The 25826-nt window shown below is 69.8% G+C and carries 17 protein-coding genes and 1 pseudogene; 9 read left to right on the forward strand and 9 right to left on the reverse strand.

The features are described 5' to 3' along the window. A partial coding sequence (locus tag KUTG_RS63615) for an ATP-binding cassette domain-containing protein (RefSeq protein WP_043717760.1) occupies positions 1-484 on the reverse strand: 484 nt, incomplete at its 3' end. A 252-nt stretch (positions 485-736) separates the two neighbouring features. Continuing rightward, entirely contained in the window at positions 737-1210 is a 474-nt protein-coding gene (locus tag KUTG_RS16100; protein ID WP_043717762.1) for a hypothetical protein, read from the reverse strand. Positions 1211-1370: 160 nt separating this feature from the next. Between KUTG_RS16100 and KUTG_RS16105 the strand changes: the two genes are divergently transcribed. Next, positions 1371-2741, forward strand: a complete 1371-nt coding sequence (locus KUTG_RS16105) for an IS30 family transposase (protein ID WP_043714398.1) — start codon at positions 1371-1373, stop codon at positions 2739-2741. A gap of 295 nt (positions 2742-3036) precedes the next feature. Here KUTG_RS16105 and KUTG_RS16110 read toward each other — a convergent pair whose 3' ends face one another. The 5 genes from KUTG_RS16110 to KUTG_RS16130 form a co-directional block, all read right to left on the reverse strand. After that, positions 3037-5913: an AfsR/SARP family transcriptional regulator gene (locus tag KUTG_RS16110; RefSeq protein ID WP_052394671.1), complete on the reverse strand. Its 2877-nt coding sequence runs from the start codon at positions 5911-5913 to the stop codon at positions 3037-3039. Positions 5914-5925: 12 nt separating this feature from the next. Then, positions 5926-6519 (reverse strand): GTP-binding protein, encoded by a 594-nt coding sequence (locus tag KUTG_RS16115; RefSeq protein ID WP_043717765.1) that lies wholly within the window; start codon positions 6517-6519, stop codon positions 5926-5928. Next, positions 6503-6937, reverse strand: coding sequence for a DUF742 domain-containing protein (locus KUTG_RS16120; RefSeq protein ID WP_043717767.1), 435 nt, complete (start codon positions 6935-6937; stop codon positions 6503-6505). The genes KUTG_RS16115 and KUTG_RS16120 overlap by 17 nt, the downstream gene beginning before the upstream one ends. Continuing rightward, entirely contained in the window at positions 6934-7362 is a 429-nt protein-coding gene (locus tag KUTG_RS16125; protein ID WP_043717770.1) for a roadblock/LC7 domain-containing protein, read from the reverse strand. Before KUTG_RS16125 ends, KUTG_RS16120 begins: the two co-directional genes overlap by 4 nt. A 437-nt stretch (positions 7363-7799) precedes the next feature. Further along, on the reverse strand, positions 7800-9968 hold the full coding sequence (locus KUTG_RS16130) for a sensor histidine kinase (RefSeq protein WP_232240817.1): 2169 nt from the start codon (positions 9966-9968) through the stop codon (positions 7800-7802). A 466-nt stretch (positions 9969-10434) separates the two neighbouring features. Between KUTG_RS16130 and KUTG_RS16135 the strand changes: the two genes are divergently transcribed. The 4 genes from KUTG_RS16135 to KUTG_RS16150 all read left to right on the forward strand — a co-directional run bounded on the left by KUTG_RS16135 (position 10435) and on the right by KUTG_RS16150 (position 16842). Next, on the forward strand, positions 10435-12516 hold the full coding sequence (locus KUTG_RS16135) for a molybdopterin oxidoreductase family protein (RefSeq protein WP_043717773.1): 2082 nt from the start codon (positions 10435-10437) through the stop codon (positions 12514-12516). Between the two features lie 2 nt (positions 12517-12518). After that, on the forward strand, positions 12519-13958 hold the full coding sequence (locus tag KUTG_RS16140; RefSeq protein ID WP_084581157.1) for an FAD-dependent oxidoreductase: 1440 nt from the start codon (positions 12519-12521) through the stop codon (positions 13956-13958). Continuing rightward, positions 13955-15322 (forward strand): MFS transporter, encoded by a 1368-nt coding sequence (locus KUTG_RS16145; protein WP_043717775.1) that lies wholly within the window; start codon positions 13955-13957, stop codon positions 15320-15322. Before KUTG_RS16140 ends, KUTG_RS16145 begins: the two co-directional genes overlap by 4 nt. A gap of 113 nt (positions 15323-15435) precedes the next feature. Beyond that, positions 15436-16842, forward strand: coding sequence for a glycosyltransferase 87 family protein (locus KUTG_RS16150; RefSeq protein ID WP_052394677.1), 1407 nt, complete (start codon positions 15436-15438; stop codon positions 16840-16842). Between the two features lie 42 nt (positions 16843-16884). Here KUTG_RS16150 and KUTG_RS16155 read toward each other — a convergent pair whose 3' ends face one another. Further along, complete coding sequence (locus tag KUTG_RS16155) at positions 16885-18378, reverse strand: TROVE domain-containing protein (protein WP_043717777.1); 1494 nt, start codon at positions 18376-18378, stop codon at positions 16885-16887. Positions 18379-18616: 238 nt separating this feature from the next. Here KUTG_RS16155 and KUTG_RS16160 point away from each other — a divergent pair. Next, positions 18617-19823 (forward strand): annotated as a pseudogene (locus KUTG_RS16160) (IS110 family transposase). Between the two features lie 300 nt (positions 19824-20123). Here KUTG_RS16160 and KUTG_RS16165 read toward each other — a convergent pair. Beyond that, the gene (locus KUTG_RS16165; RefSeq protein ID WP_043717779.1) at positions 20124-20735 is read right to left on the reverse strand and encodes a LysE/ArgO family amino acid transporter; all 612 of its coding nucleotides are present in this window, start codon (positions 20733-20735) and stop codon (positions 20124-20126) included. A 69-nt stretch (positions 20736-20804) separates the two neighbouring features. Here KUTG_RS16165 and KUTG_RS16170 point away from each other — a divergent pair, with 69 nt between their 5' ends. From KUTG_RS16170 to KUTG_RS16180, 3 genes are all read left to right on the forward strand, one after another. Beyond that, positions 20805-21653, forward strand: coding sequence for a LysR family transcriptional regulator ArgP (locus tag KUTG_RS16170; RefSeq protein WP_157494570.1), 849 nt, complete (start codon positions 20805-20807; stop codon positions 21651-21653). Between the two features lie 73 nt (positions 21654-21726). Then, a complete protein-coding gene (locus KUTG_RS16175) occupies positions 21727-25407 on the forward strand; it encodes a DUF6531 domain-containing protein (protein ID WP_157494571.1) in 3681 nt (1226 codons plus the stop codon). Then, complete coding sequence (locus KUTG_RS16180; protein ID WP_043717782.1) at positions 25404-25805, forward strand: hypothetical protein; 402 nt, start codon at positions 25404-25406, stop codon at positions 25803-25805. Before KUTG_RS16175 ends, KUTG_RS16180 begins: the two co-directional genes overlap by 4 nt. Positions 25806-25826: the final 21 nt, after the last annotated feature.

Below are 25826 nucleotides of genomic sequence, written 5' to 3' on the forward strand. Positions count from 1 at the left end.
CGCCCTCGGGGTCGAGGCCGTTGGCCGGCTCGTCCAGCATCAGGGCCTGCGGGTTGCCCAGCAGCGCGCCGGCCAGGCCGAGCCGCTGCGCCATGCCGAGGCTGAAGCCCCCGGCTCGGCGGTCGGCGACGTCCAGCAGGCCGACCCGCTCCAGCGCCTGGTCGACGCGATCGGCGGGAATTCCGGCCCCGGCGGCGATCATGCGCAGGTGGGCGCGCGCGGTGCGGCCCGGATGCACGGCCTTCGCGTCCAGCATGACGCCGACGGTCCGCGCCGGGTGGGCCAGCTCGCCGTAGCCGCGGCCGTCGAACTCGGTGCGGCCGGCGCCGTGGTCCAGGCCCAGCATCAGCCGCATGGTGGTGGACTTGCCCGATCCGTTCGGGCCGAGGAACCCGGTCACCACGCCGGGTTGCACGGTGAACGACAGGTCGTCCACCGCTGTCACCGATCCATAGCGCTTGGTCAGTCCGCGCGCGACGATCATCCGCTCACAACCTCGCGGTCCGGCCGTGGCCCTGCTGGCCGCGGCTCCCGTGGCCACAAAGATCGCCCGTGCGGGCATGCCACGTCGTCACCACGAGGTCGAGTTCCGGGTACGACAAAAGATGTACGGGCCCCTGCGGCCGCCGCGTGGCTCGCGGCCGGCCGCAGGGGCCGAGTGCCGCCGCCCACCGGCTGCTGCCGGCCCTCCGCGTGCGGGCGACGGACGACTTCGTCCTGCTGGTCAGAAGTCGGTTCAGAAGTACGTGATGTCCCAGTGGTTGCCCTCGTCGCAGTAGAGGTTGCCCGAGGCCGCCTTCCACTGCGGGTAGCCGTCGCCGCGCAGGCCGATGTAGGTGAAGCTGTTGTGCACGTAGTTGTCGATGCAGCTGTTGTGCGCGATGTCCACCTTGTAGCCGTTGTAGTGGCTGTAGGTGCCGGACGCGTGGCCGACCTCGGTGCCGCCGGTGATGTTGATGGCGCAGCCGCTGGCGTGCCGCAGCGTGATCACGCCGTTGACCGTGCTGGAGTTGATCTGGTCGAACGAGGTGCAGTGCGAGTTGCTGCGGGTGGTGCAGTTGCCGCTGGACGACCAGGTGATGCCGGCCGCCCGCAGCTCCGAGGCGGCCTGCGACTGGGACAGCTTGGTCACGGCCGGCGCCGCGCTTGCGACACCCGCGCCGGCGACAAGGGACCCGGCGATGGCCGCGGCGACCAGAACGGCTTTCATGTGCGCACTCCTCCGGTACGAGCAGGGGCGCCCAGTGAACCCACCCCCCTTAAACAGCCGCTAAACGCCACCCCGCGAGTCCCGCCCACAGTCACACCGAAAGTACGAAACAGGGTGGATTCAACTGGTCGTCGCAACACCTCGACGTCAGGGGTTTGTGATGGCCGGATTGAAGCAGAAACTGGCGCGTGAGTACCGCGGTCAGATGCCGTCGCCTGGGCGTCCAACGGTGGCATGGCGCGAGGATCGAGTCAGGTTTTGGGCTGCGATCGCGCGAGGCGAGAAGACCGAGGACGCGGCTACGAAGGCCGGCGTGTCGGGACCGGTCGCGTTCAGATGGTTCCGTCACGCTGGCGGCGTGAATCCAGCTCTTCCTCCGACGGTGTCGGGCCGGTACTTGTCCTTCGCTGAACGAGAGGACATCGCGATCTTGCGTGCGCAAGGCGTTGGCGTTCGTGAGATTGCTCGACAACTCGGGCGTGATGCTTCGACGATCTCGCGCGAGTTGCGGCGCAACGCATCGACCCGAACCTACAACCTCGACTACAAGGCCTCGACCGCGCAATGGCATGCCGAGCGTCGTGCTCGCCGGCCAAAAGCCTCGAAGCTAGCCGACAATGAACCGTTGCGCGGGTACGTGCAGGAGCGGCTCTGCGGCCAGGTTCGCCGGCTGGACGGGACATCTGTGGTGGGGCCGGGGACAGCGCCTTGGAAGGGGCGGAACAAGCCACGGCGTCAGGACCGGCGATGGGTCAACGCGTGGAGCCCAGAGCAGATCTCCCAGCGGCTGAAGGAAGATTTCCCGTACGACGAGTCCATGCGTATCTCGCACGAGGCGGTCTACCGGGCGCTCTACGTTCCCGGCCGCGGCGCGCTCGAACGTGAGCTGGTTGCCTGTCTGCGCACCGGCCGGGCACTGCGCGTTCCTCGTTCCCGTGCCCGTCGACGGGCAAGCGGTCACGTGACAACCGATCTCATGATCAGCGAGAGGCCGGTCGAGGTGGAGGACCGCACGGTTGCCGGGAACTGGGAGGGAGATCTGATCATCGGCTTGAACAGCTCCGCGATCGGCACTCTGGTCGAGCGGACCACCAGGTTTACGCTGCTGCTACATCTTCCTCGTATGCAGGGGTATGGCCACGGTCCGCGAGCGCACAACGGCCCGGCGTTGGCCGGCCGCGGCGCCGAAGCTGTCCGGAACGCGATCGCCGCAACGATCACAGCGCTGCCCGAGCAACTGCGCCGGACACTGACATGGGACCGAGGCAAGGAATTGGCCCAGCATGCCCAGTTGACGATCGACACCGGCCTGCGGATCTTCTTCGCTGATCCGCACAGTCCGTGGCAACGGGGCACCAACGAGAACACGAATGGCTTGCTGCGACAGTATTTTCCGAAGGGCACTGACCTGGCCCGCTGGGGTCGCGACGAGCTCGATGCCGTTGCCGCCGTGCTCAACAACCGTCCACGTAAGACACTGGGCTGGAAGACACCGGCCGAAGCGCTGAACGAACTGCTACTCTCCCAATGAGCCGGTGTTGCGACGACCGGTTGAGTCTGAGCTGTTTCAGCCTTCGCGCTGGGGAGTCCCGCCCTCGCCCGGCGCGACCACTCCGAGAAATGCCCGGGGCGTGACTCGCGGCAGGAGCCAGCCAGGATCAAGACCGCCTGCTCCGGGCCGGCGGCTTCGACCCGCCCGTTGCCGGGCACGGGGTGAAGGCTCTGCCCACCCACTCTCCGCCGGCCCCGCCAATCGCCGCCGACTCAGGCCGCTCGATGTGCCTGAAACCGTATTTCGCCCTGCCCGACAGCGTGACTCGCGGGGGTCACACGGCGGTGAGGAGGCGGAGGGTGCGGCGGGCTTCGGCCTGCCAGCCGGTGAAGCCCAAGCCCTTGAACAGCTTGATGGACTCCCGGACGGCGCGGCGGCCCTCGGCGGGATTGCCCGCGTGGTGTCGAAGCTGACCCAGGCCCAGCAGGGCATACGCCCGGCCGCGGCGGTCGTCGATGCCCTCGAACACCGCGAGGCTGGCCCGCAGCAAGGCATCGGCCCGGTCGTCCTGGCCCCGACGGCGATGCCACTCCCCCAACGACCGCAAGGCATATCCGCTGGCGTGCTCGTAACCGGACGCCTGGAACATCTCCAGGGCACGGGTCAACGGATCCTCGGCGTCGGACAGCTCCCCGAGGCTGCGCAACACATGCGCTTCCCAATGCCGGTCGGCCAGACGGACGCTGGCGGCCAGCGCGGACTCCAGCAAGGCGCCGGCACGGCCGTGTTCACCGTTGCGCCGCAGGACATCCGCCAGCTGTTTGCCGGCATAGGCCTCGCGGCGGCGGTCACGGAGGCCGCGGGCGAGGCGGAGGCTGTCCTCGAAACACCGGATGGCCTCGCCGGGACGGCCGCGGTCGGCGAGCAGGGCGCCGAGCTGGCGCAGGACATCGGCCTGCCCGGTCTGGTCGTCGACCTGGCGCAGCATGGTCAGGCCGTCGGCCAGGGCGACCTCGGCCCGTTCGATGTCGCCGCGTTCGACGTCGATGTCGGCACGGGCGGCGAGCGCTCGGCCGAGCCCGGACTGGTCGTCGAGCCCGGTGAAGATCCGGCACGCCATGTCGTAGTAGACGCGAGCCCGGTTGGCCCGGCCGTGCGCGTCCCAGTGCAGGTCGCCGAGCCGGCACAGGCTGACGGCCTGCGCCCGGCGGTCGCCGGTGTGCCGGGCCGAAACCAGGCCGATGACCTCGATCCGCCGGTCGCCGGGGCGAGCCGTGCAGACCTCGGCCAGCCGCCCGGCCAGCGCCCACCGGCCGAGGCGGTGGGCCAGCCGCGTCAGGCAGTGCAGCATGCCGGCTTCCGCGTCCCGCCAGCCCAGCGGATCCGCCTCGGCCCGGCGGACCACCGCCGGATCGGCCACCTTGTCAGCCGGGGCAACGGGAAAGCGCCCGATCGGCAGCTTGCGGTCGGCACGGACGGAAACGTCCAAATAGGACCTGAGCAGACGGTCGAGCGTCTCGTCACGGGACGGTTCCTCGGCCAGCAGGCGCTCGTAGCCGAAGACCCGGATCAATTCGTGCGGACGATAACGCAGCTGCCCCAGGCGATCCCGGCCGACGACGGCGACCAGCTGGGCCTCGACCAGGCCGGCGAGGGCGGCCGAGGCGTCGACTCCGAGCAGCGTGGTCATGGCCCACTCGGGCAGGTCCACGGAGTCGAACCAGCCCAGCAGCCGCAACAGCTTGCGCTGCACCGGATCGCACGAGCGGTAGCCGATCTCGACGCCGGCCCGCACGTCCAGGTCGCCGACCTTGAGCTCGGCCAGCCGGCGCCGCTCGTCGGCGATCCGCTCAACTAATTCCCGCACCAGCAGATACTTCGTCGACGCCAGCTTGGCGCCGGCCACCCGCACGGCCAGCGGCAGATGCCCGCACAGCCGAACCAGCTCACGGGACGATTCCTCTTCCGCCGCAACACGATCCGCGCCGGCAACGGCCGAGAGCAGCGCCAGCGCGTCGGCCGGCGACAGCTCGCCCACCTCGGCGACGACGGCGCCCTCCAACCCGGAGAGGCGGCTTCTGGACGTCACGAGCACGGCGCAGCGGGCGCCGCCGGGCAACAGCGGCCGGACCTGCGCCTCGCAGGCGGCGTCGTCCAGCACCACCAGGATCCGTCGATCGGCCGTCACGCTGCGGAAAAGCTGTTGTCTTTCCAGGAGGCCGTACGGGACCTCGCTGCCGAGCGAGGACAGGAACGAGCCGAGCACCTCGGCGGTCCCCACCCCACGCAGCTGGGCGAACAGTTGGCCGTCCGGAAAGTCCGAACGCCGGTCATGGGCGATCCGCACCGCCAGCGCGGTCTTCCCGGCCCCCGACGGTCCACACAGGACAGTGAATGCGCCGTCACGCGGGATCTCTTGGCGTCCAACGAAGTCCGGCACGGCCGGCGGCAGCTGAGCGGTTCTGACCACGGTCCGCGGCAGCTCCCACGCGGACGGGTCGGTCACCAGCCGACGCAGCACCGGCCCGGGATCGGCATCGAGGAACGCGGCGACCCGGTCGACGACCTCGGCGGTCTCGGCCGACCGGCCGGCCTGGTGCAGCGCCACCATCAGCGAGCCGGCCAGCACCTCCCGCCCGGGATCCCGGGCCAGCAACACGGTCAGCTCGGCGATCACGTCATGGCAGCGGCCGAGGGCCAGGTCGATCCGAACACGACTGTCCACAGTGGATAATCGAAGCTCCTCCAGCCACCGCGCATGCCCGTCGAGCACCGGCCCGCGCACGACATCGCACAGCGCGTCCCCGCGCCACCGGCCCAGCGCCGCGGCCAGCAGCTCTCGCGCGGGCCCCAGCCGACCGGCGCCCATCAGCTCGCGGCCGCGCCGGGCCTCGGCGACGAACTCGGACTGGTCGAACTCGGCCGAAGGCGCGAAAGAACCGTCAAACGTCAACAAGTAGCCCGAGGGCCCGGTGCGGATCGCGTTGGCCGGCAACACCTTGCGCAGCTTGGACACCGCGACCTGGACGATGACCCTGGCACTGCGCGGAGTCTGCGACGGCCACAGCTCGTCGACGATCGTGCTCAGCGACACCCAGCTGCCGGCGTTGGCCAGCAGCAGGGCCAACACGGTGCGCTGCTGCGGCGTGGTGGGCGTGACCGCCTCCCCGGTACGGGTGACCTCCAGTGGGCCGAGGATCCCGTACCGCATGCCGCACCTGCCTTAATGTGTGGCGCTGACCTGGGGCGGAGCTGTCAACCGGGCCAACAGTACCTGTTCGATGACCGTGACCAGGACGTCTTTGACAGATTCGCGGTCGCGGGCGTCGCAGGCGACCAGCGGGATGGCCTCGTCGACGCCCAGGGCCTCGCGCACCTCGTCCAGGTCGAACGACTGCTGCCCCGGGAAGTGGTTGACGGCCACGATGAACGGCGTGTCCCGGCGCTCGAAGTAGTCCAGCACCGGGTAGCAGTCCTCGATGCGGCCGGTGTCGACCAGGATGACCGCACCCAGCGCGCCCTCGACCAGGTCGTCCCACAGGAACACGAACCGGTCCTGGCCGGGCGTGCCGAACAGGTACAGGATCAGCGAGGAGTCCAGCGTGATGCGGCCGAAGTCCAGCGCCACGGTGGTGGTGTGCTTGTCGCTGAGGCTGCCCGGGTCGTCCACGCCGACCGACCGCTCGGTCATGGCCGCCTCGGTGACCAGCGGCTCGATCTCCGAGATGGCCCCGATCAGGGTGGTCTTGCCGACACCGAAGCCGCCACTGATGACGATCTTCACCGACGTCGGCCCGTGTTCAGAGCGCCCGGACAAGGTCCCTGATCCTCTCGATGGTCGCGACGGTCAGCTCCGTCGGCTGGTGCACGGTCACGTGCCCGGCGGCCATCAGGTCGCCGACCACGACCTTGGCCACGCCGAGCGGCACGTGCAGGTGGGCGGCGACCTCGGCCACCGACATGGGGTGCTGGCACAGCCGCACCACCGTCAGCAGCTCGAAGCGCAGCGGCGCGGTCAGCGCGGCCCGGTCGGCCACGACCAGCGTCTCGATCCGCAGGTCGTCGCGCAGCGGCATGGTGCGCCCGCCGGTGACGATGAAGGGCCGCACGAACGACTCGGCCGGTTCGGACGGGGGCTCGTGCGGGGACGGCACGGGCGTGTTCGGCGCGAACCAGGTCGGCGCGGGCTCGACCCGGATCATCCGCGGGTCCGGCAGGCGCGGCTGGTCGCTCATCGCCGCAGCGTCTCTCTCAACTCGGAGATCAGCGCCGGGGTGAGCAGCGCGCCGGCCCGGTCGGCCAGCACGGCGATCTCGTAGCCGACCAGGCCGATGTCGCAGTTGCTGTCGGCGATCACGCCGACGCAGCTGCCGCCCTCGATGGCCGAGACCAGCAGGAAGCCCCGCTTCATCTCGATCATGATCAGCTTGAGGCCCTCGAAGTCGTAGTTGCGGGCCGCGCTCCTGGCCAGGCTGGACAGCCCGGACACCAGGGCGGCCAGGCGGTCCGCGGCCGTCCGGTCGAGGCCCTCGGACATGGCGATCAGCAGCCCGTCCGACGACACCGCCACCGCGTCGCGGACACCGTCCGTGCCACGGACGAAGTTGGCCAGCAGCCAGTTGAAGGTGTGTGGGTCGGCGTGCTGCACCTCGGCGGTCACCGGGGCTCCTCCTCGGGAACGGTGTTGACTCGTGCGGGCAGTGGTCCGCGCTCGCCGCGCTGGTGGCCCGACCGGAAGCTGGACAGCATCGAGCGGACTTCCTCGGGCGACCGTGAGCTCCGTGTCGCTGGCGCTTGCTCCACCGCGGTGGGCGGGCGGCTGGGGGCGGCCGGCCGTGCGGCGGGCTCCTCCGGCCGGTTCCGGTTCCGCTTGACCAGGCCGTTCTTGGTGCGCTGCACCATGGCGGGGGCCGCTGGCGCCGGCGTCGGTGTGCCGGACAGGCGCTCCTGCCGGCTGCGCACCGGAACCGACGGCTGCTGAGCCGACTGGACGGGCTGGGCGGGCGCCGGCGGCCGCGGAAGTCGCTCCTCGACCCGTTTCCGTTTTTGCTTGTCCAGTATCTTGCAGGTACGTTCCACCATTTCGGGATCCGGTGGCTAAAATTTCGTTGTGCCGGACAGGCGCTCACAACGGTGAGGCACCCGAACGGACGGCTGATGAGTCGACTGGACGGGCTGGGCGGGCGCCGGCGGCCGCGGTTGTCGCTGCGGCGGTTGCACCTGCTCCGAGCGCATCGGCGGGATCTGGCCCACGCCGGTCGAGGCCAGTGGCGGGGCCTCCGGCTCGGCGCTGGGCCACATGATCTCGGCCTGCTTGGGCGTGTCCGGCCTGGTCTCGGCCAGGATGTCCGTCGGCAGCAGCATCCGGGCCACGATGCCGCTGACCGGCGACACCGTCAGCTCCACCTCGATGCCCAGCCGCTGCGCCAGCCGGCCGACCACGTAGTGGCCGAGGAAGCGGGTGGGCGCGACGATGAAGTCCTCCTCGCCGCGCAGCCGGGCGTTGGCCTTGGCCAGCTGGTCCTTGGCCATGCCGACGCCGTGGTCGACCACCGCCAGCATGTAGCCGCCGGCCACGCGCCGGCCGTAGATCTCGACCTCGAGGTCGGGCGGCGAGAAGGCCAGGCCGTTCTCGATCAGCTCGGCCAGCAGGTGGGCCAGCTCGCTGACCACCGCCCCGGTGATCAGGACCTCGTCCACGCGGCGCAGCACCACCCGGCGGTAGTCCTCCACCTCGGACAGGCCGGCGCGGATGACGTCGGACAGGGCCAGCGGCTCGGCCCAGCGCCGCGGGCTGGTCTCGCCGACCAGCACCAGCAGGCTCTCGGCGTTGCGCCGCATGCGGGTGGCCAGGTGGTCCAGCTCGAACAGGTTGGCCAGCGCGGACGGGTCCAACTCCTCCTGCTCGAACTCGCTGATGAAGTTCAGCTGGCGGCGCACCAGGTTCTGGTTGCGCCGGCCCAGGTTGGCCAGCGACTCGGTGGTGTTGCGGCGCACCAGCGCCTGCTCGGAGGCCAGTTCGAAGGCGGTGGTCTGGACCCGGTCCAGCGCCTGCGCGACGGAGGCGATCTCGGCGCCGGCCTTGGGCGGGGTGCGCACGGGCTGCGGCGGCTCCACCTCGACCTCGCCGGGCTGGTGCCAGGCGGCGATGGCGGCCGGCAGCCGTCGGCCGGCCACGTCGTCGGCCTCGGACGCCAGCGCGGCCAGCGGGCGCACGATCGACCGGATGCTGCCGATCACCAGCACCACCTCGGCGGCCACCGCGAGCAGGGCCAGTCCGAGGAAGACGGCGAGCGTGGTGCTGGCCTGACCCTGGAGGTCCTGGGCGCGGGCCGTGAGGTCGTTGCCGACCGCCTGCTGCACCTTGCGCTCGGCGTCGATGACCGAGGTCATCTGGTTCCACCAGGTGACCGGGTCGGTCCTGGTGTCGATCGGACCACGGGTGGAGCCGACGGCGACGGTCTCCGAGGCTGCGGCCTTGGTCGCGTTGTCGGTGCGCAGGGCCTCGTCCAGGGCCGCCTGCTGCGGCTGGGTGGCGTGGCGGGCGTAGTCGGTGAGGCCGGCCTGCTTGCTGGCGCGGATCTCGGTGAAGTGGACGTACTCGCCGGAGCCGAACTTGTCCGCGGCGAACACGCCGTTGAGGAATCCTCGCTCCTGGCCGGTGTACTCCTTGGCGTCGCCGAGGGCGTACAGGGCCTGGAGTCCACGCCGCAGCTGTGGGTCCTGGGCCTGGTCCAGCCCGAGCTGCAAGCCGTTCAGCGCGGCGATGCCCGCGGTGTAGTACTGGAACGTGGCGTTGCGGTCGGCCCGGCCGGCGTCGACGTTCTCCCGGGTGGACGTCAGGCCGGACAAACGTGACAGTGCGTCACGTACCTGCGCGACGCCGGGCGCACTGTCATCGGTCAACGCCTGGTTCAGCGCGGTCTGCGCCTTGTCGGTGGCGGTGCGCTGGGTCAGCACCGTCGGCTGGAACCGGGTCTCGCCGCCGAGCATGCCGTTGGTCAGGCCGCGCTCGCGCTGCACCTCCTGGACGAAGTCCTGGACCTTCAGCGCCAGCGAGACCGAGCTCACGGTGTCGCCCGCGGCCAGGTAGCCGCCGACCTGGCCGGCGATGGTCACGCCGAGCAGCGCGAGCACCAGCACGAGTGAGAAGACCAGAATGCGCGCCAGCCGGCCGCGAATGGTGCGCGGCCGGACCAGTGTCGCAAGCCCGCCGGGCTCGGGGCCGTCGACCTCACCGCCGGCCGGCCGGTGCCGTGCGCTCACCACGTGCTCCTGTCGTTGAAACGCGCATGCGGGAGCGGAAACGCCGCGAATGCGTCCACCAGCCCCAGTGCAGGGAAGGTTCCACATCCCGACAAGCATTGTCAATAGGACAAACGGGCTAGCCATATCACATAGTCACGAACCTAATGACAAATGGCCGCACCATGATCTTCACGACTGGTACGTGAATGACAAATGAGCACGCCAAGGCCGATACGGCGACTAAATCGGACACGGACAGAACGTGATCGAAAACCTTTACAGTCAGACCTCACAGGCTCTTTTCCTCCGCTGTGCGATCGTGATAGCTTGCGTCGGCCGGATTGGTGGGCCCACAGCGCACAGCAACCAATCACCCACCGTGAGGACGCCGGAACAGGCCCTTTACGCCGGATTCACGGTGCTGCGCCCATGCCGTTGAGAGGCTCCGGGTCGCCGAAGCCTCGCGAACCCGTCGGAGGTACACATGCCTGTCGACGCCCGCGTCGAGGTCGACACCCACTGCCCGTACTGCGCGCTGCAGTGCGGCATGGTCGTCCGCGACGAGCGAGCCGAGACAACCGTAGCGCCGCGCGAGTTCCCGACCAGTCGGGGCGGCCTGTGCCAGAAGGGCTGGACGGCGGCAAGCCTGCTGCGCGCGCCCGACCGGCTCACCACGCCGCTGCTGCGGGAAAGCCGGGACGCGCCGCTGCGGCCGGTCGGCTGGGCCGAGGCACTCGACTACGTGGCCCTGCGCCTGCACGAACTGCGCGACCGACTCGGTCCGGACGCGGTCGGTGTGTTCGGCGGCGGCGGGCTGACCAACGAGAAGGCCTACCTGCTCGGCAAGTTCGCCCGGGTCGCGCTGGGCACGTCGAAGATCGACTACAACGGCCGGTTCTGCATGTCCTCGGCCGCGGCCGCCGGGATCAAGGCGTTCGGCGTGGATCGGGGCCTGCCGTTCCCGGTGTCGGACCTAGCTGATGCCGACGCGATTCTGCTGGTGGGGGCCAATGTCGCCGAGACGATGCCGCCGTTCATGCGGCACGTCCGGCCGGCCGCGGACCGGGGCGGCCTCATCGTCGTCGACCCACGCCGAACCGCGACGGCCGAGGCCGCCGCCGTGCACCTCCAGCCCGCGCCCGGCACGGATCTCGCGCTGGCGCTGGGCATGTTGCACGCGGCCGTGGCAGACGGACTGTTGGACCACCGGTACATCGCCGAGCGCACAACGGGTTTCGACGAAGTGTGGCGGATCGCCGCCGCCTGGTGGCCGGAGCGGGTGGAGCGGATCACCGGCGTGCCGGCGGCCGACCAGCGGGCCGCCGTGGCGCTACTGGCCAAGGCGCGCAACGCATACGTGCTCACCGCCCGCGGCACCGAGCAGCACGCGACCGGCGTGGCGACGGTGTCGGCGTGGATCAACCTGTGCCTGGCCCTGGGCCTGTGTGGGCGCCCCGGTTCCGGTTTCGGTTGTTTGACCGGGCAGGGCAACGGGCAGGGCGGCCGTGAGCACGGGCAGAAGGCGGATCAGCTGCCCGGCTACCGAAAGATCGACGACCCGGCAGCGCGGGCGCATGTCGCCGGGGTCTGGGGCGTCTCGGCCGACGAGCTGCCAGGCCCGGGGCCGTCCGCGTACGAGCTGCTGGATTCGCTGGGCACGGCCGACGGCCCGAAGGCGTTGCTGGTGTTCGGCAGCAACATCGTGGTCTCCGCGCCCCGTGCCGGTCACATCGCCGAGCGCCTGGAATCCCTGGAACTGCTGGTCACATCGGACTTCGTGCTGTCGGAAACCGCGGCCGTCGCCGATGTCGTCTTCCCCGTCACGCAATGGGCCGAGGAAGACGGCACGATGACCAACCTGGAGGGCCGGATCCTGCTGCGCGGCAAGGCAGTCACGCCGCCGATCGGCGTGCGGACCGACCTTGACGTCCTGCACGGCCTGGCCACCCGGCTCGGCCAACCGGCGCACCGGTTTCCCACCGATGCCGAGATGGTGTTCGACGAGCTCGGCCGCGCTTCGGCCGGCGGCCCCGCCGACTACGCCGGCATCAGCTACGACCGGCTGAGGGACGGCGAGGCCCTGCACTGGCCGGTGCCGGCGGCCGATCATCCCGGCACACCCAGGCTTTTCCTGGACGGCTTCGCGCACCCGGGCGGGCTGGCCCGGTTCCAGGCCGTCGACCACACCGGCCCGGCCGAGCCTACGGACACGGAGTTTCCGTTGCACGCCACCACTGGGCGGGTGTTGCAGCACTACCAGTCCGGCGCGCAGACACGTCGGGTGCCGGCGCTGATGGAGGCCAGCCCGGAGGCCTTCGTCGAGGTGCACCCCGACACCGCCCGGCGCTTCGGCGTCCATGATGGACAGTGGGCCGCCGTGGAATCCCGGCGTGGCGCCGTGCAGGCCAGGGTTCGCTGCGTGACGACCATCAGGCCGGACACCGTGTTCCTCCCGTTCCACTTCCCCGGTGCGCAGCGGGCGAACCTGCTCACCAACCCGGCACTGGACCCGACCAGCCGAATGCCCGAGTTCAAGGTGTGCGCGGTGCGGTTGGGGGCGGCGTGAGGATCACGATCATCGGGTACGGCATGGCCGGCGCCCGCTTGGCCGACAACCTGCACGGCTCCGGCGCGGCGATCACCGTGATCGGCGCGGAGAAGCACCCGGCCTACAACCGGATCCTGCTGTCGAACGTCGTCGCCGGTTCGATGACCCCGGACGATGTGCTGCTGCACTCGCCGGACTGGGCCCAGGACAACGGGATCGACCTCCGGCTCGGGGTCGCCGCGGCCGAGATTCTTGTGGCCGAGCATCGGGTCTTGCTGACCGATGGCTCCACTGTGGACTACGACGCGCTGGTGCTGGCCACCGGCAGCAGCCCGTGGGTGCCGCCGACCGACGGGCTACAGGTCGATGGCGCCCTGGCACCGGGCGTTGTCGCCTTTCGCGACCTCGACGACTGTCAGCAGATCGTCGGCATGGCCAAGGACTTCGGACCGGTGGCCGTGCTGGGCGGCGGCCTGCTCGGCCTGGAAGCCGCCCGCGGCCTGGCCGGGCGCGGCTGCCCGGTGACCGTGGTGCACCCCGTCGGCCACCTCATGGAACGTCAGCTCGACTCGGCCGGCGGACACGTGCTGGCCCGGGTCCTCGGCACCAAGGGCATCGACTTCCGACTCGGGCGTTTCGCCACGAAGTACCTGCCGGACAAGGGACTCCAGCTCGACGACGGCTCGATCGTCCCCGCCGGCACAGTGGTCGTCTCGGCCGGCGCACGGCCCTCGACGGCGCTGGCCGAGGCGGCCGGGCTGGCCGTGGATCGCGGCGTGATCATCGACGACTGCCTCCGGACCAGCGCGCCCGACGTGTACGCGATCGGCGACTGCGCAACGCATCCCGGCACCGTCGGCGGCCTCGTGCAGCCGGCCTGGGAGCAGGCTGCCGTGCTGGCCAAGCGGCTCGCCGGCGAGGACGCCCGCTACACGGGCACGCAGGTGGTGACCCGGCTCAAGACTCGCGACGTTGACCTGGCTTCCATGGGTGAAGTCCATGTGGAGACCCAGGATCTCGACGCGGAAGTGGTCCGGCTGGAGGATCCCAGCCGCGGCCGCTACACCAAGATCGTGCTGCGTGACGACCGGGTCACGGGCGCGATCGTGTTGGGGGCGCCCGATGTGGCCGCCGCCGTCACACAGCTGCACGACCGGGGCACACCCGCCCCCGCCGACCGGATGGCGCTGCTGTTGGGCCGCGCCATGCCCGCCGGCGAAGCCGTGGACCCCGCAACGTTGCCGGCGTCCACGCTGATCTGCCGCTGCAACACCGTGGACAAGGGCCGGCTGGTCGGCGCGTGGCACGCCGGCGCCCGGTCGTTCGACTCCCTGGTCAGCACCACCATGGCCGGCACGGGCTGCGGTGGCTGCCGGGACAGCGTGTGCGCGCTGTCCCGCTGGCTGGCCGAGCAGGACCCCCTCACCGAACCCGAGAAGTTGGGCTGCAACGCGACATGACGACAACAACCGAGGCACCTGTTCGCGGCGGACGCACCTGGATCCAGCAGTGGGATCCCGAGGACGCGGGGTTCTGGGCGGCGACCGGCCGCCGCATCGCCAACCGCAATCTCATCTTCTCCATCTTCTCCGAGCACCTGGGCTTCTCGCTCTGGTCGATCTGGAGCGTGGTGGTGCTGTCGCTGCCCGCCGCCGGCTTCAAGTTCGGGGTGGACCAGCTGTTCTGGCTGACCGCGCTGCCCAACCTGGTCGGCGCCGCGCTGCGGCTGCCCTACACGTTCGCGGTGCCCCGCTTCGGCGGCCGCAACTGGGCGATCGTCAGCTCGCTGATGCTGCTGATCCCGTGCGCGCTGCTCACGGTGGCCGTCACCTCGCACGCCAGCTTCGGCTTCTTCCTGTTCGCCGCGGCCACCGCCGGCTTCGGCGGCGGCAACTTCGCGTCGTCCATGACGAACATCTCGTTCTTCTATCCCGAGAGCCGCAAGGGTTTCGCCCTCGGTCTGAACGCGGCCGGCGGCAACCTCGGGGCCGCGCTGGTGCAGCTGGTCATCCCGCTGGTGATCGCCGCGGCCACCGGGTGGAGCCTGGCGGTGGCGGGCCTGTTCTACATGCCGTTCGTGATCGCGGCGGCCATCTGTTCCGCGCTGTACATGGACAATCTCGCCACCGCGCGGTCCGACTTCCCGGCGCAGATCGCGGCGGCCAAGCGGACCCAGACCTGGGTCATGTCCTTTCTGTACATCGGCACCTTCGGCTCGTTCATCGGCTTCTCGGCCGCCCTGCCGCTGCTGATCAAGACGCAGTTCCCCACCGTGCACGGGACGTGGTTCGCGTGGCTGGGTGCACTGGTCGGCTCGGTGGCGCGGCCGGCGGGCGGCTGGCTGTCCGACCGGATCGGCGGCAGCCGGGTCACGCTGTGGAACTTCGTGCTGATGGGCGTGGCCGCCGCGTTCGTCGTGGTGGGCGAGCGATCCGGCAGCTTCGGGCTGTTCTTCGGGGCGTTCCTGGTGCTGTTCGTGACGGCCGGCGTCGGCAACGGCTCCACGTACCGAATGATTCCGGCGATCTTCGTGGCGCAGGCCAAGCGGGAGGTCTCCGAAGGGGTCGACTCGGCCGAGGCCGTGCGCAAGGGCAAGCGGGAGGCCGCGGCGGCGATCGGCATCGTGTCGGCCATCGGCGCGTTCGGCGGGTTCTTCGTCACGCGGATCATCGCCAGCTCGGTCGCCGCGACCAAGGCCGCTGACAACGCCTTCTACGGCTTCATCGCGTTCTACGTGCTGTGCTTCGCCATCACCTGGTGGTTCTACCTGCGGCGCAGCTTCGCCGTGGCCAAGGTGCCCAGCCTGGCCCTGTCGAACGTGTAGCCGGCTCACACACAGTTCCCAGCTAACGACCCTTCGCTCACAGGCTGCACTCAGTCGCGCCCGGTTGACTGAGTGCAGCCTGAACTTTGTCTTGAGCGGAGAGGACCTCCAGCATGGCGACCGTTCTCGCGGCCACGGCTGCCCCGCCGCGCCGGCCCCTGTTGCGGATCGGCGTCGTGGCCGTGGTGGTGATCGCCGCGGCCGCGCTGCGGATGGCGTTCCTGGACTACCAGACCGGGGACGCGCGGATCTTCCTGTCCTGGTACCAGCACATCGCGTCCAACGGCGGTTTCGCGGCGCTGAAGGACATCAGCTTCGCCAACTACAACGTCACCTACCTGTACCTGTTGGCGGCGTTGAGCTATCTGCCGGTGACGCCGCTGCTCGGGATCAAGATCCTCTCGGCGGCGTTCGACTTCCTGCTCGGGTACTTCGTGTACCGGCTGGTGGCGCTGCGCTATCCCGGCAAGTGGTGGCCGGTGCTGGCCGGGGCTCTCGTGTTGTTCCTGCCGACCGTGGTCGTGAACGCCTCGATGTGGGGGCAGGCCGATGCCATGTACGCCGCCTTCGCCGTGGGCGGCGTGTATTTCCTGCTGCGCAGGCGTCCTTGGCTGGCATGCGCCTTCATCGGCGTCGCCTTCGCGTTGAAGCTCCAGACCGTGTTCCTGTTCCCGTTGCTGCTTCTGTTGGTGCTGCTGCGGTTCATCCCGTGGAAGTCGGTGCTGGCGATTCCCCTGGTGTACCTGGTGCTGGACATCCCGGCGCTGCTCATCGGCACCAGTCCTTCGCAGCTGGTCTCCGTGTACGTGGCGCAGACGGGGACCTTCGACCTGCTGACCCTCAACGCCCCCAACGTGTATCAGTACCTGGGCACCTCGGTGACGTCGTCGGCGCTGCGGATCGCCGGCATCGCGCTGACCGGATTCCTGGTGCTGGCCCTGGTTGTGGCGGTGTGGTGGCGTCGGGTGGAGATGTCGTCCACGCGGATCGTCCTGGCGGCCACGGTGTCCGTGCTGTTGGTGCCCTACTTCCTGCCGGCGATGCACGAGCGGTACTTCTTCCTCGCCGACGCGTTGACCGTGGTCGCGGCGTTCTACCTGCCGCGCAAGCTGTGGGCGCTGCCGGTGCTGGAGCAGTTCGCCTCGTTCTTCGCCTACCTGCCGTTCCTGCTGGGGTCGGGCGGCGGCTTCGGCGGCGGCCGTGGCCAGCGACCCGGTGGCACCGGCGGCTTCCGCGGCGGCTCCAGCCCTGGCGGCAGCTCCGGGACTGGTGGCACTCCGCCCGCCGGCGGTTTTCCCGGCGGCGGCACCGGCTCGGGCGGTGTTGGCGGCCGCGCACCGGGCGGCAGTCTCGGCTCCGGCGGGTTCGGTGGCGGCGGCTTCGGCGGCGGCTCGGTGAACCCATCCATTGTGGACATGCGCATCCTGGCCACCGCCATGCTCGGCGCGCTGGTGCTGGCGGTGTGGGTGACCGCCCGACAGTTCCGCCGACCAGTGCTCACGGACGACGAGACCCCTTAGACACCAACGAGTCCCGCTCTCGATCGAGAGCGGGACTCGCGGTCAGAACGGCCAGGCCTCGCGCTCGCCGGCTTCCAGCAACGGCACCATGCCGAAGGCCGCGTCGCTCAGGCCGCCGAAGGTGAAGCGGCCCTCGGTGTGCCCGAACTCGTAGCCGGCCAGGTTCCACGTGTAGACCGGAACCCCGCCCGGCACCACCGAAGTGGGCAGCGTGGAGCCGCTGTGCTGCTCGTCCGTCACGATGACCACGCGGTCGTGGCGACGGTAGAACTGCTTCAGCGCACCGATCGTGTCCGTGCCGCCGAGGCTGTCGAACCGGTCCCGCACCACCGGCAGCACCGACTCGCCGGCCCGCAGCTTCACCGGGCTCGCCGTGGTGCCGAACTGCACGAGATCGGCCTTGGCGGCCCGCAGCGCGATCGCCGTCCCGAACAACGCCGCCGCATCCGCCCTGGTCAGGTCGGACTTCGCGGACACGGTGCTGTAGAACATCGAACCCGAGCGGTCGACCAGCACCAGCGTGCGGCCCGGCAAGCTTGGCACGGTGGCGAGGCTGGCGTTGAGGGCCTGCTCCAGCGCCCACGCCCAGCGCAGCGACGGCGCCGCCCGGAACGCCGACAGGAACCGCATCGGCAGCTGCCGGGACCGCGCCACCTGCTCCGGGTCTGCCAGCTTCCGCGCGACCGTCGCCGCCACCTCGTCGGACACGCCGGCCCGGTCGAAGTTGCGGAGGTTGCGCAGCAACGCCATGTAGCCCATGGTCGGGATCAGCGCCGCCCACACCTCGGCCGTCAGCGGGCCCTGCAGCCAGCCGGCGACCGACTCCCACGTCATGCCGGCCCGCTTCAGCGTCGGCGTCGCGTCGGCCGCGAACAGCTCGCGGCGGCGCTCCACCGGCCACGCCAGCAGCTCCTCGCGGGCGTTGACCATCGGCAGGCCTGTCGGAATTTCGGCGACGTTTCCGTAGCGGCGGTCGAGGGCGTGCGTGAACAACGCGCCCTGCCAGCCTTCGGCCGGCTTCGGGTGCGTCAGATTCAGCACGTCGCCCATTCGAACGCCACGCGCCTCACTATCCCATTTCAGCAGCGCACGCTCGTCGTAAAGCCGACAAACGGCGTCACCAATGCCGCGCTTGACCGGCTTAGGAATTACACGGCCATACATGGCAAGCCAATAGGACAGGAATTCACCCGGCTCGTCCGCGCGCTGCAGCACCGAATTCACGACCTGTCGCGTCATACCCGGCTCGGTGCGCGCGTGCGCGAATTCCGCGGCACCGACGATCGAGGCCGAGCGCATGTTGGCGGAGCCGCGCAGCCAGCCGAGCAGGCGCGCCGTCCATTCCGGGTCAGCGACCGTCGCGGACCGCACGAGCTGCGCAAACCGGTTGTCGCGCTCGCCCGCGGTCTCGTAGAAGGTGTGCTCGCCGACCATGTTCGCCACGGCGAGCAGGAACAGCTCCCGCTTGACGTCACGCTTGACGCCGACGCCACCCTCGTGCGTCTTCGGCCGACGCAGCACGTTGAACTTCGCCATGAGTTCCCCCGTTACCTTCTTCGTAGCTCCTGATCAAGGAGTCGTGGTCGCCAGGTCCGGCATGACTAACGCCCCCAGTCGAACCCATGATCCGGGGGGGTGGTGTCACCGGACCTGGTGGCATCGAAGGACCGCTGATAGGGACACGGCCGCCCACCGGGCAGGTCTCGTCGTAACGTGGGTGCCGGCCATCGATGCTCGACCGGCGACCACCCACAACGAACGAACGGCCTGACAGATGACCAGCGGTTTCAGGGTGTTCCTCGGCCTGGACGTCGGCAAGGACGCCCATCACGCCGTCGGCCTGGACCCCACCGGCAAGCGCCTGCACGACGCCCCGCTGCCCAACAGCGAACCCAAACTCCGGGCGCTGTTCGACAAACTCGCCCAACATGGACCGCTGCTGGTCGTCGTCGATCAACCAGCCACGATCGGCGCGCTGCCCGTCGCGGTCGCCCGCGCCGCCGGCCACCAGGTCGCTTACCTGCCCGGCCTGGCCATGCGCCGCATCGCCGACCTCTACCCCGGCCGCGCCAAGACCGACGCCCGGGACGCGTTCATCATCGCCGACGCCGCCCGCTCGCTGCCCCACACCTTGCGCCCGGTCGACGTCGGCGACGACGCCCTGGCCGAGCTGGACGTGCTGGTCGGGTTCGACGACGACCTGGCCGGCGAAGCAACGCGCATCAGCAACCGCATCCGCGGCCTGCTCACCGGCATCCACCCCGCACTCGAACGCGCGATCGGCCCACGGATCAGCCACCCAGCAGTGCTGGAGATCCTGTCCCGCTGCGGCGGCCCGACCGGCATCCGCGCCGCCGGCCGCCGCCGGCTCGCCGCGATCGCCACCGCGCACGCCCCCCGCATGGGCGACAAACTGGTCACCGCGATCATGACAGCGCTGAACGAGCAGACCGTCACCGTCCCAGGCACCACAGCAGCGGACACCGTGCTGCCCCGAAAAAAAAAACAGTCTGAAAACCGTGCTCCAGCAACGCAAACAGATCGCCTCCGAGGTCGAGGAGATACTCGATGCGCACCCTCTTGCCGGGGTCCTGACCTCGATGCCCGGCATTGGGGTCAGGACCGCCGCCCGGATCCTGCTGGAGATCGGCGACGCCTCGGCGTTCAAGTCCTCCGGTCACTTGGCCGCCTACGCCGGCATCGCCCCGGTCACCCGCAGTTCCGGCTCCTCCATCAAGGGCGAACACCCAGCGCGCACCGGCAACCGCAAGCTCAAACGCGCGTTCTTCCTCGCCGCGTTCGCCGCGCTGGCCGACCCCACCAGCAGGGCCTACTACGACCGAAAACGGGCTGAGGGCAAGAAACACAACGCCGCCCTGATCTGCCTGGCCAGGCGCCGCTGCGACGTGCTCTACGCGATGCTGCGCAACCGCGCCTGCTACCGGCATCCCGAGCCGCTTCCCGCCCCGGCCGCGGCTTGACAACAACATAGGGACACCCCCCTTCGGCGACCGCGGACGCGTCCGAGATCGAAGTCGGTGACGGTGATGTCAATTGCTCTGCCAGCTGAGCTATCGGGTCACCCCGAGCGGGATTCGAACCCGCGACCGATTGATCCGAAGTAACCGTCGCCTGCGCACCAGACACGTCCGCGATCAGCACTCCCGAGATCGAGGCGTCCCACGGCGGGATTCTTCGTGACAGGAAGTAACCGTCGGACTTCGCACCGGGAGTGCTTCGCCAGCGTAGATCGTTCCGTGTCACGGACGCGACGAATTAATTCAGGCGCCGACCAGCAGCCCTACCCCGACGACCGCCATCGTCGCCGCCACCAGCCCGTCCAGCACCCGCCACGACGACGGCTTCGCGAAGAAGGAACTCAGCAGCCGCGCCCCGAAGCCGATCGCCGTGAACCAGCACAGGCTGGCCAGCACCGCGCCGATGGCGAAGTCCCAGCGCAACGCGCCGTAACCGGCGGCGATCGAGCCCACCAGCAGCACCGTGTCCAAGTAGACGTGCGGGTTCAGCCAGGTCATGGCCAGGCAGGTCAGCGCCGCCCGCTTGCGGGAGCCCGTCGTCACGCCCTCCGCCGTCATGCTCGACGGCTTCAGTGCCCGCTTCGCCGCCAGAAATCCGTAGCCCAGCAGGAAAACCCCGCCGACGACGGCCACCGTGGTGACCGCCGCCGGCCAGGCCTGCACCAGCACCCCCACGCCGCCCACGCCCAGCCCGATGAGCACCGCGTCCGAAGCGCCGCAGATCGCCACCACCGTCAGCACCGCGTCTCGTCGGATGCCTTGGCGCAGCACGAATGCGTTCTGCGCGCCGATCGCCACGATCAGGGACAGGGAGGTGCCGAAGCCCGCCGCCACGACGAGCACCACGTTGGTCATGGTTCGGACGTTAGGTTCGGCCTTGTCAACAGTCCAGCTAAGGATTCTTACGTATCATTAGCACCTGTGATGGCTGATCTGCCCGCCGACCACGTGCGGACCCTCCTGGCGGTCGTCGACGCCGGCACCTTCGACGCCGCCGCGGCGGCCCTGCACGTCACCCCGTCCGCCGTCAGCCAGCGCGTCAAGGCCCTCGAACAGCGCACCGGCCGGGTCCTGCTGATGCGCACCAAACCCGTGCAGCTCACCGAGTCCGGCCAGGTCGTCGTCCGCTTCGCCCGGCAGCTGGCCCAGCTCGAACGCGATGCCCGGGCCGAGCTCGGCATGACCACCCCCGGCGAGCCCGCCCGCCTGTCCATCGCCGTCAACGCCGACTCGCTCGCCACCTGGTTCCTGCCCGCCCTGACCCAGGTCCCCGGCGTCTGCTTCGAGCTGCACCGGGAGGACGAAGGTCACACCACGCAGCTGCTGCGCGAGGGCCTCGTCATGGCCGCCGTCACCTCAACCCCCGACCCCGTTCAGGGCTGTTCCGTCCGTTCCCTCGGCTCCCTGCGTTACCTCGCCTGCGCCTCACCGCGCCTGGGGTTCACCACCTTCGCCGACAGTCCGGTCGTCGTGTTCGACCGCCATGACCAGCTCCAGGACCGCTTTGCCGGTGGCGCCAGCGCTTTCCGGCACCAGATGCCGTCTTCCACCGCCTACCTCGACGCCGTCGTCGCCGGTCTGGGCTGGGGCCTCATTCCCGTCGCCCACGCCCGCGCCGGTTTCGCCGCCGGCACCCTCGTCAACCTCGCGCCCACCCGTCACATGGACGTCCCTCTCTTCTGGCAGCAGTGGAAACTCGACTCCCCCGCCCTCGCCGCCGCGGCCACCGCCATCCTCGCCACCGCCGCGGCCACCCTCATTCAGGCTGATTGACGGCGCTTTTCCTGGTCGTTCGCTACCCTCGGCACGGCGTGTGCCGAGCGGGGACAACTGGGGGCGAACCGGCGTGAGCAAGATCCACACGCATCCCGATCACCTGAGGCGGTCCGGCGGCAAGCTCAGCAGTTTCGGCGGCATCGGCGCGGTGTTGGCCAAGGCCATGGGCAAGGGCGTGCAGATCACCGGCAAGGTGTTCAGCGAAGGCGGTCGGGTCGTCGAGGGCGCCGGCAAGCGGCTGCACACCACCGCGGATCTCCACGAAGAAGCCGATCACAAGGGCGCCAGCGGCCTCAAGCGGCTCCACCCGGACCACGATCCGGGTCATCTGCCCAAGGGCTCGACCGCGAAGAAGCATCCGGTCGGCACGCAGAACGCACCCGGCAACCACCATCGTCCCAAGGACTTGCACTCCACCAAGACCCCCGAACCCGAGCGAGTCTGCGAGAACGACCCGATCGACGTCGTCAGCGGTGACGTGGTGCTCGCCCACGTCGACGTCGAACTGGCCGGTGTCCTGCCGCTGGTGCTGCGTCGCACCCACATCTCCAGCTACCGCGCGGGCCGGTCGTTCGGGCCGAGCTGGGCGTCCACTGTGGACCAACGGCTGGAGTTCGACGAACAGGGCGTCGTGTTCGTCGCCGAAGACGGTATGATCCTGGCCTATCCACACCTTTCCGGCACCGATCCGGCACCGCCGCAACTGGGTCCGCGTTGGCCGTTGTGCCGTACCGACTCCGGCTTCGCCATCACGCAACAAGGCACTGGCCGCACGCTCCACTTCGCCGACTCCGACCAGGTCGCCGCGCTGGTCGCGATCACCGACCGCAACGACAATCGGATCGACTTCGACCGCGACGACTCGGGCAACGTCACCGCCGTGCGGCATTCCGGCGGATATCACCTCGACGTGCTCAGTGAGGACGACCGGCTGACCGAACTGCGCATGCGGTCGGACGGCGGTCACGTCACCGTTGTGCGGCATCGCTACGACCAGGGTCGGCTCGCCGAGGTTGTCAACTCCTCCGACCGTTCGCTGCGGTTCGAGTACGACCACGCGGGCCGTATCGCGCAGTGGACCGACCGCAACGGCCTCTGGTACCGCTACACCTACGACGCGCAAGGTCGTTGCATCGCCAACGAGGGGTCCGGCGGCTTCCTCAACGGAACCTTCGATTACGACGACCACGTCACGGTTTTCACCGACGCGCTCGGCGGCGCCACGACGTACCGCTTCAACGACCGGCACAAGATCGTCGCCAGGACCGACGCGCTCGGTCACACCACCACCCAGGAATGGGATTCCGCCGACCAGCTGGTGGCGACGACCGATCCGCTCGGCAACACCACCAGGCGCACCTATGACGACGCCGGCCGGCTCGTAGCCACGACCCGGCCCGACGGCGCGCAGGCGCTGGCCGAGTACGACAGCCACGGCCAGGTGACTGTCTTCGTCGGTCCGGACGGCGCGGTGTGGCGCCAGGAGTTCGACGAGCACGGCAACCTCATCACCGAGACCGATCCGGCCGGTGCGATCAACCGCTACACGTACAACGACCGCGGCCATCGGATCGCGGTCACCGACGCAGTCGGCGCAACGCGGCGCATCGAGACCAATGCCGGCATTCCGATCGCCATCACCGACCCGACCGGCGCGATCACGCGCTATACCCGCGATTCGTTCGGGCGCGCATCGGCGATCACCGATCCGCTCGGCGGCGTCACGCGCTACTCGTGGACCATCGAGGGCGCGATGCTCAGCCGGACCCGCCCTGACGGCGCGACCGAACATTGGCGGCACGACTCCGAGGGCAACGTCGTCGAGCACGTCGACTCGATGGGGCGACTCACCCGCACCCAGGTCACGCACTTCAACCTGCCCGCAGTCGAGAATCGCCCGGACGGGACCCGCCTGGTCTTCGGCTACGACCCGACGCTGCGGCTGACCTCCGTCACCAACGCCCAGGGCCTGGTGTGGCACCACGAGTACGACGCGGCCGGGCAACTGGTTCGCAAGGTCAACGGCGCCGGCCAGGCCACCACGATCGTCCGCGACGCGCTCGGCCGGATCGTCGAACGCCACTCCGGCGATCAGGTCACCACCATCGAGTACGACCTCGTCGGGCAGGTCAGCCGGGCCCGCAACGCCGTCGCCGACCTGAGCTACACCCGCGACGCCTTGGGGCGGGTGCTCTCGGAGTCGGTCAACGGCCGGGCCGTGCGCTCGACGTACGACCTGTTGGGGCGGCGGGTCCGCCGAACCACACCGTCCGGAATGGACAGTGTGTGGAGCTACGACGCCAACTCCCGGCCCACCCATCTGATCGCCGGGACGGCTTCGCTGTCGTTCGGCCACGACCCCGTCGGCAACGAAGTCACCCGGACACTGGGCAACGGCGTCGTCCTCGATCAGGCTTGGGACGCCAACCGCCGGATGACCGTGCAGGCTCTACGTTCGGGGGACCGGGTCGCTCGCCGGGGCTTCCACTACCGGCCCGACGACAACCTCGTCGCCGTGGACGATGTGACCGGAAGTGCCCGCCGCTACCAGGTCGACGTCATGGGCCGGGTGACCGGCGTCGAGAGCCCGAACCGCCGCGAGCAGTACGCCTACGACGCCGACGGCAACATCGTCTCGCCCGATACCGCCTATGCCGGCACTCTCGTGCAAACCGCGGACGACACAAGGTATTCGCACGACGCGCAGGGACGAGTCGTGGTGCGGCAGCGCAAGCGGCTGTCCCGCAAGCCGGACACGTGGCACTACGAATGGGATGCCGACGACCGCCTTGTCACCGTCGTCACCCCTGACGGCACCCGGTGGTCCTATCTCTACGACCCGCTGGGCCGGCGCATCGCCAAACTCCGCCTGGCATCGGACAACTCCGTCGTCGAGCGGATCGACTTCGCGTGGGACGGCGCCGTTGTCGCCGAGCAGACCGGCACGGACGGCCGGACCACGACGTGGGAATTCGACCCGACCAGCTTCCGCCCGCTCACCCAGACCGAGCAGCGCGGTGTCGACCAGCGGTTCTACGCCATCGTCACGGACATCGTCGGCACCCCCACCGAGCTGGTCGACGAGCGGGGCGAGATCGCTTGGCGGCAGGAGTCGACCCTGTGGGGTCAGGCGCTCGGCACGCTGACCGGCCGGGCCGACACGCCCCTGCGGTTCCCCGGCCAGTACTTCGACCCGGAGACCGGGCTGCACTACAACTATCTGCGCTACTACGACCCGGTGGCCGGGCGCTACACCAGCGCCGACCCGCTCGGTCTGTTCGGCGGGCTGTCGCCGCACGGCTACGTGCACAACCCGACCGGATGGACCGACGCCCTCGGCCTCACCGAGTCGGGCGACATCGAGTTCCTCGACCCCAACGACATCAACTTCTCGCAGCGATCGATCACCGAGAACACCTACAGCGATGCCATGCGCAACGGCCAGCGGGACTGGAACCAGTCGCCGGTGCACGTGATGGAGATCGACGGACAGCTGGTCAGCTACGACAACCGCCGGCTCGACGCGGCCCGGGAGGCCGGGGTCCCCGTCGGCGTGGTGCGGGTCCGGCCCGACGATCCGCATCCCGAGTCGACGACGGGCAAGACGTGGTCGGACAAGTTCCAGGAACGGTTCCGCGACCCGCGCAACCGGCTGGACGGTCAACCGGTGCCGAACACCGGACTCAGCGAGCGGCCGACAGCCATGCCACCGGGCTCCTGCGGTGGCGGCCGGCGAAGGAGAAGGCGATGAGCGTGATCTCGGACCTGTGGCGGGACGGGCGGCTGCCGATCGAGGACGGCGTGTTCTTCGCCGACGGCCGGTCGTACGCCGTCGACGTCGTCGGCTCCGCCCTGCAGGTCGTCGAGCCGGTCGACCTCGCCGAGATCCTGGCCGAGGATCCCGACTGGCTCACCTCCATCGACATCACCAGTGAGGCCGCCGTCCCGGACGGCTTCGTCTGCGCCGGCGAAGGCTCCCATGGCTCCGAGGGCTTCTTCGCCCGCCTGACCGCCGACAAGGAGCTGGTCTGGGTCTGCTACCTGTCCGAGTCGAACCCGTTCACCAAGCTCACCGTCATCGACCACAACCTGACGGCCGTCTCCACCTCGGGCGTGACGATCACCGTCGACCTGGACACTCCGGTGTAGCTGAGACCGCCGCGGCCACGC

This window comes from Kutzneria sp. 744, from assembly GCF_000568255.1.
GTDB lineage: Bacteria > Actinomycetota > Actinomycetes > Mycobacteriales > Pseudonocardiaceae > Kutzneria.

Excerpts from the sequence above, each read along its gene's own strand:
- KUTG_RS16100 (WP_043717762.1), bottom strand. The coding sequence starts at position 1,210 with ATGAAAGCCGTTCTGGTCGCCGCGGCCATCGCCGGGTCCCTTGTCGCC.
- KUTG_RS16105 (WP_043714398.1), top strand. The coding sequence starts at position 1,371 with ATGGCCGGATTGAAGCAGAAACTGGCGCGTGAGTACCGCGGTCAGATG.
- KUTG_RS16110 (WP_052394671.1), bottom strand. The coding sequence starts at position 5,913 with ATGCGGTACGGGATCCTCGGCCCACTGGAGGTCACCCGTACCGGGGAG.
- KUTG_RS16120 (WP_043717767.1), bottom strand. The coding sequence starts at position 6,937 with ATGAGCGACCAGCCGCGCCTGCCGGACCCGCGGATGATCCGGGTCGAG.
- KUTG_RS16135 (WP_043717773.1), top strand. The coding sequence starts at position 10,435 with ATGCCTGTCGACGCCCGCGTCGAGGTCGACACCCACTGCCCGTACTGC.
- KUTG_RS16145 (WP_043717775.1), top strand. The coding sequence starts at position 13,955 with ATGACGACAACAACCGAGGCACCTGTTCGCGGCGGACGCACCTGGATC.
- KUTG_RS16150 (WP_052394677.1), top strand. The coding sequence starts at position 15,436 with ATGGCGACCGTTCTCGCGGCCACGGCTGCCCCGCCGCGCCGGCCCCTG.
- KUTG_RS16155 (WP_043717777.1), bottom strand. The coding sequence starts at position 18,378 with ATGGCGAAGTTCAACGTGCTGCGTCGGCCGAAGACGCACGAGGGTGGC.
- KUTG_RS16165 (WP_043717779.1), bottom strand. The coding sequence starts at position 20,735 with ATGACCAACGTGGTGCTCGTCGTGGCGGCGGGCTTCGGCACCTCCCTG.
- KUTG_RS16170 (WP_157494570.1), top strand. The coding sequence starts at position 20,805 with ATGGCTGATCTGCCCGCCGACCACGTGCGGACCCTCCTGGCGGTCGTC.
- KUTG_RS16180 (WP_043717782.1), top strand. The coding sequence starts at position 25,404 with ATGAGCGTGATCTCGGACCTGTGGCGGGACGGGCGGCTGCCGATCGAG.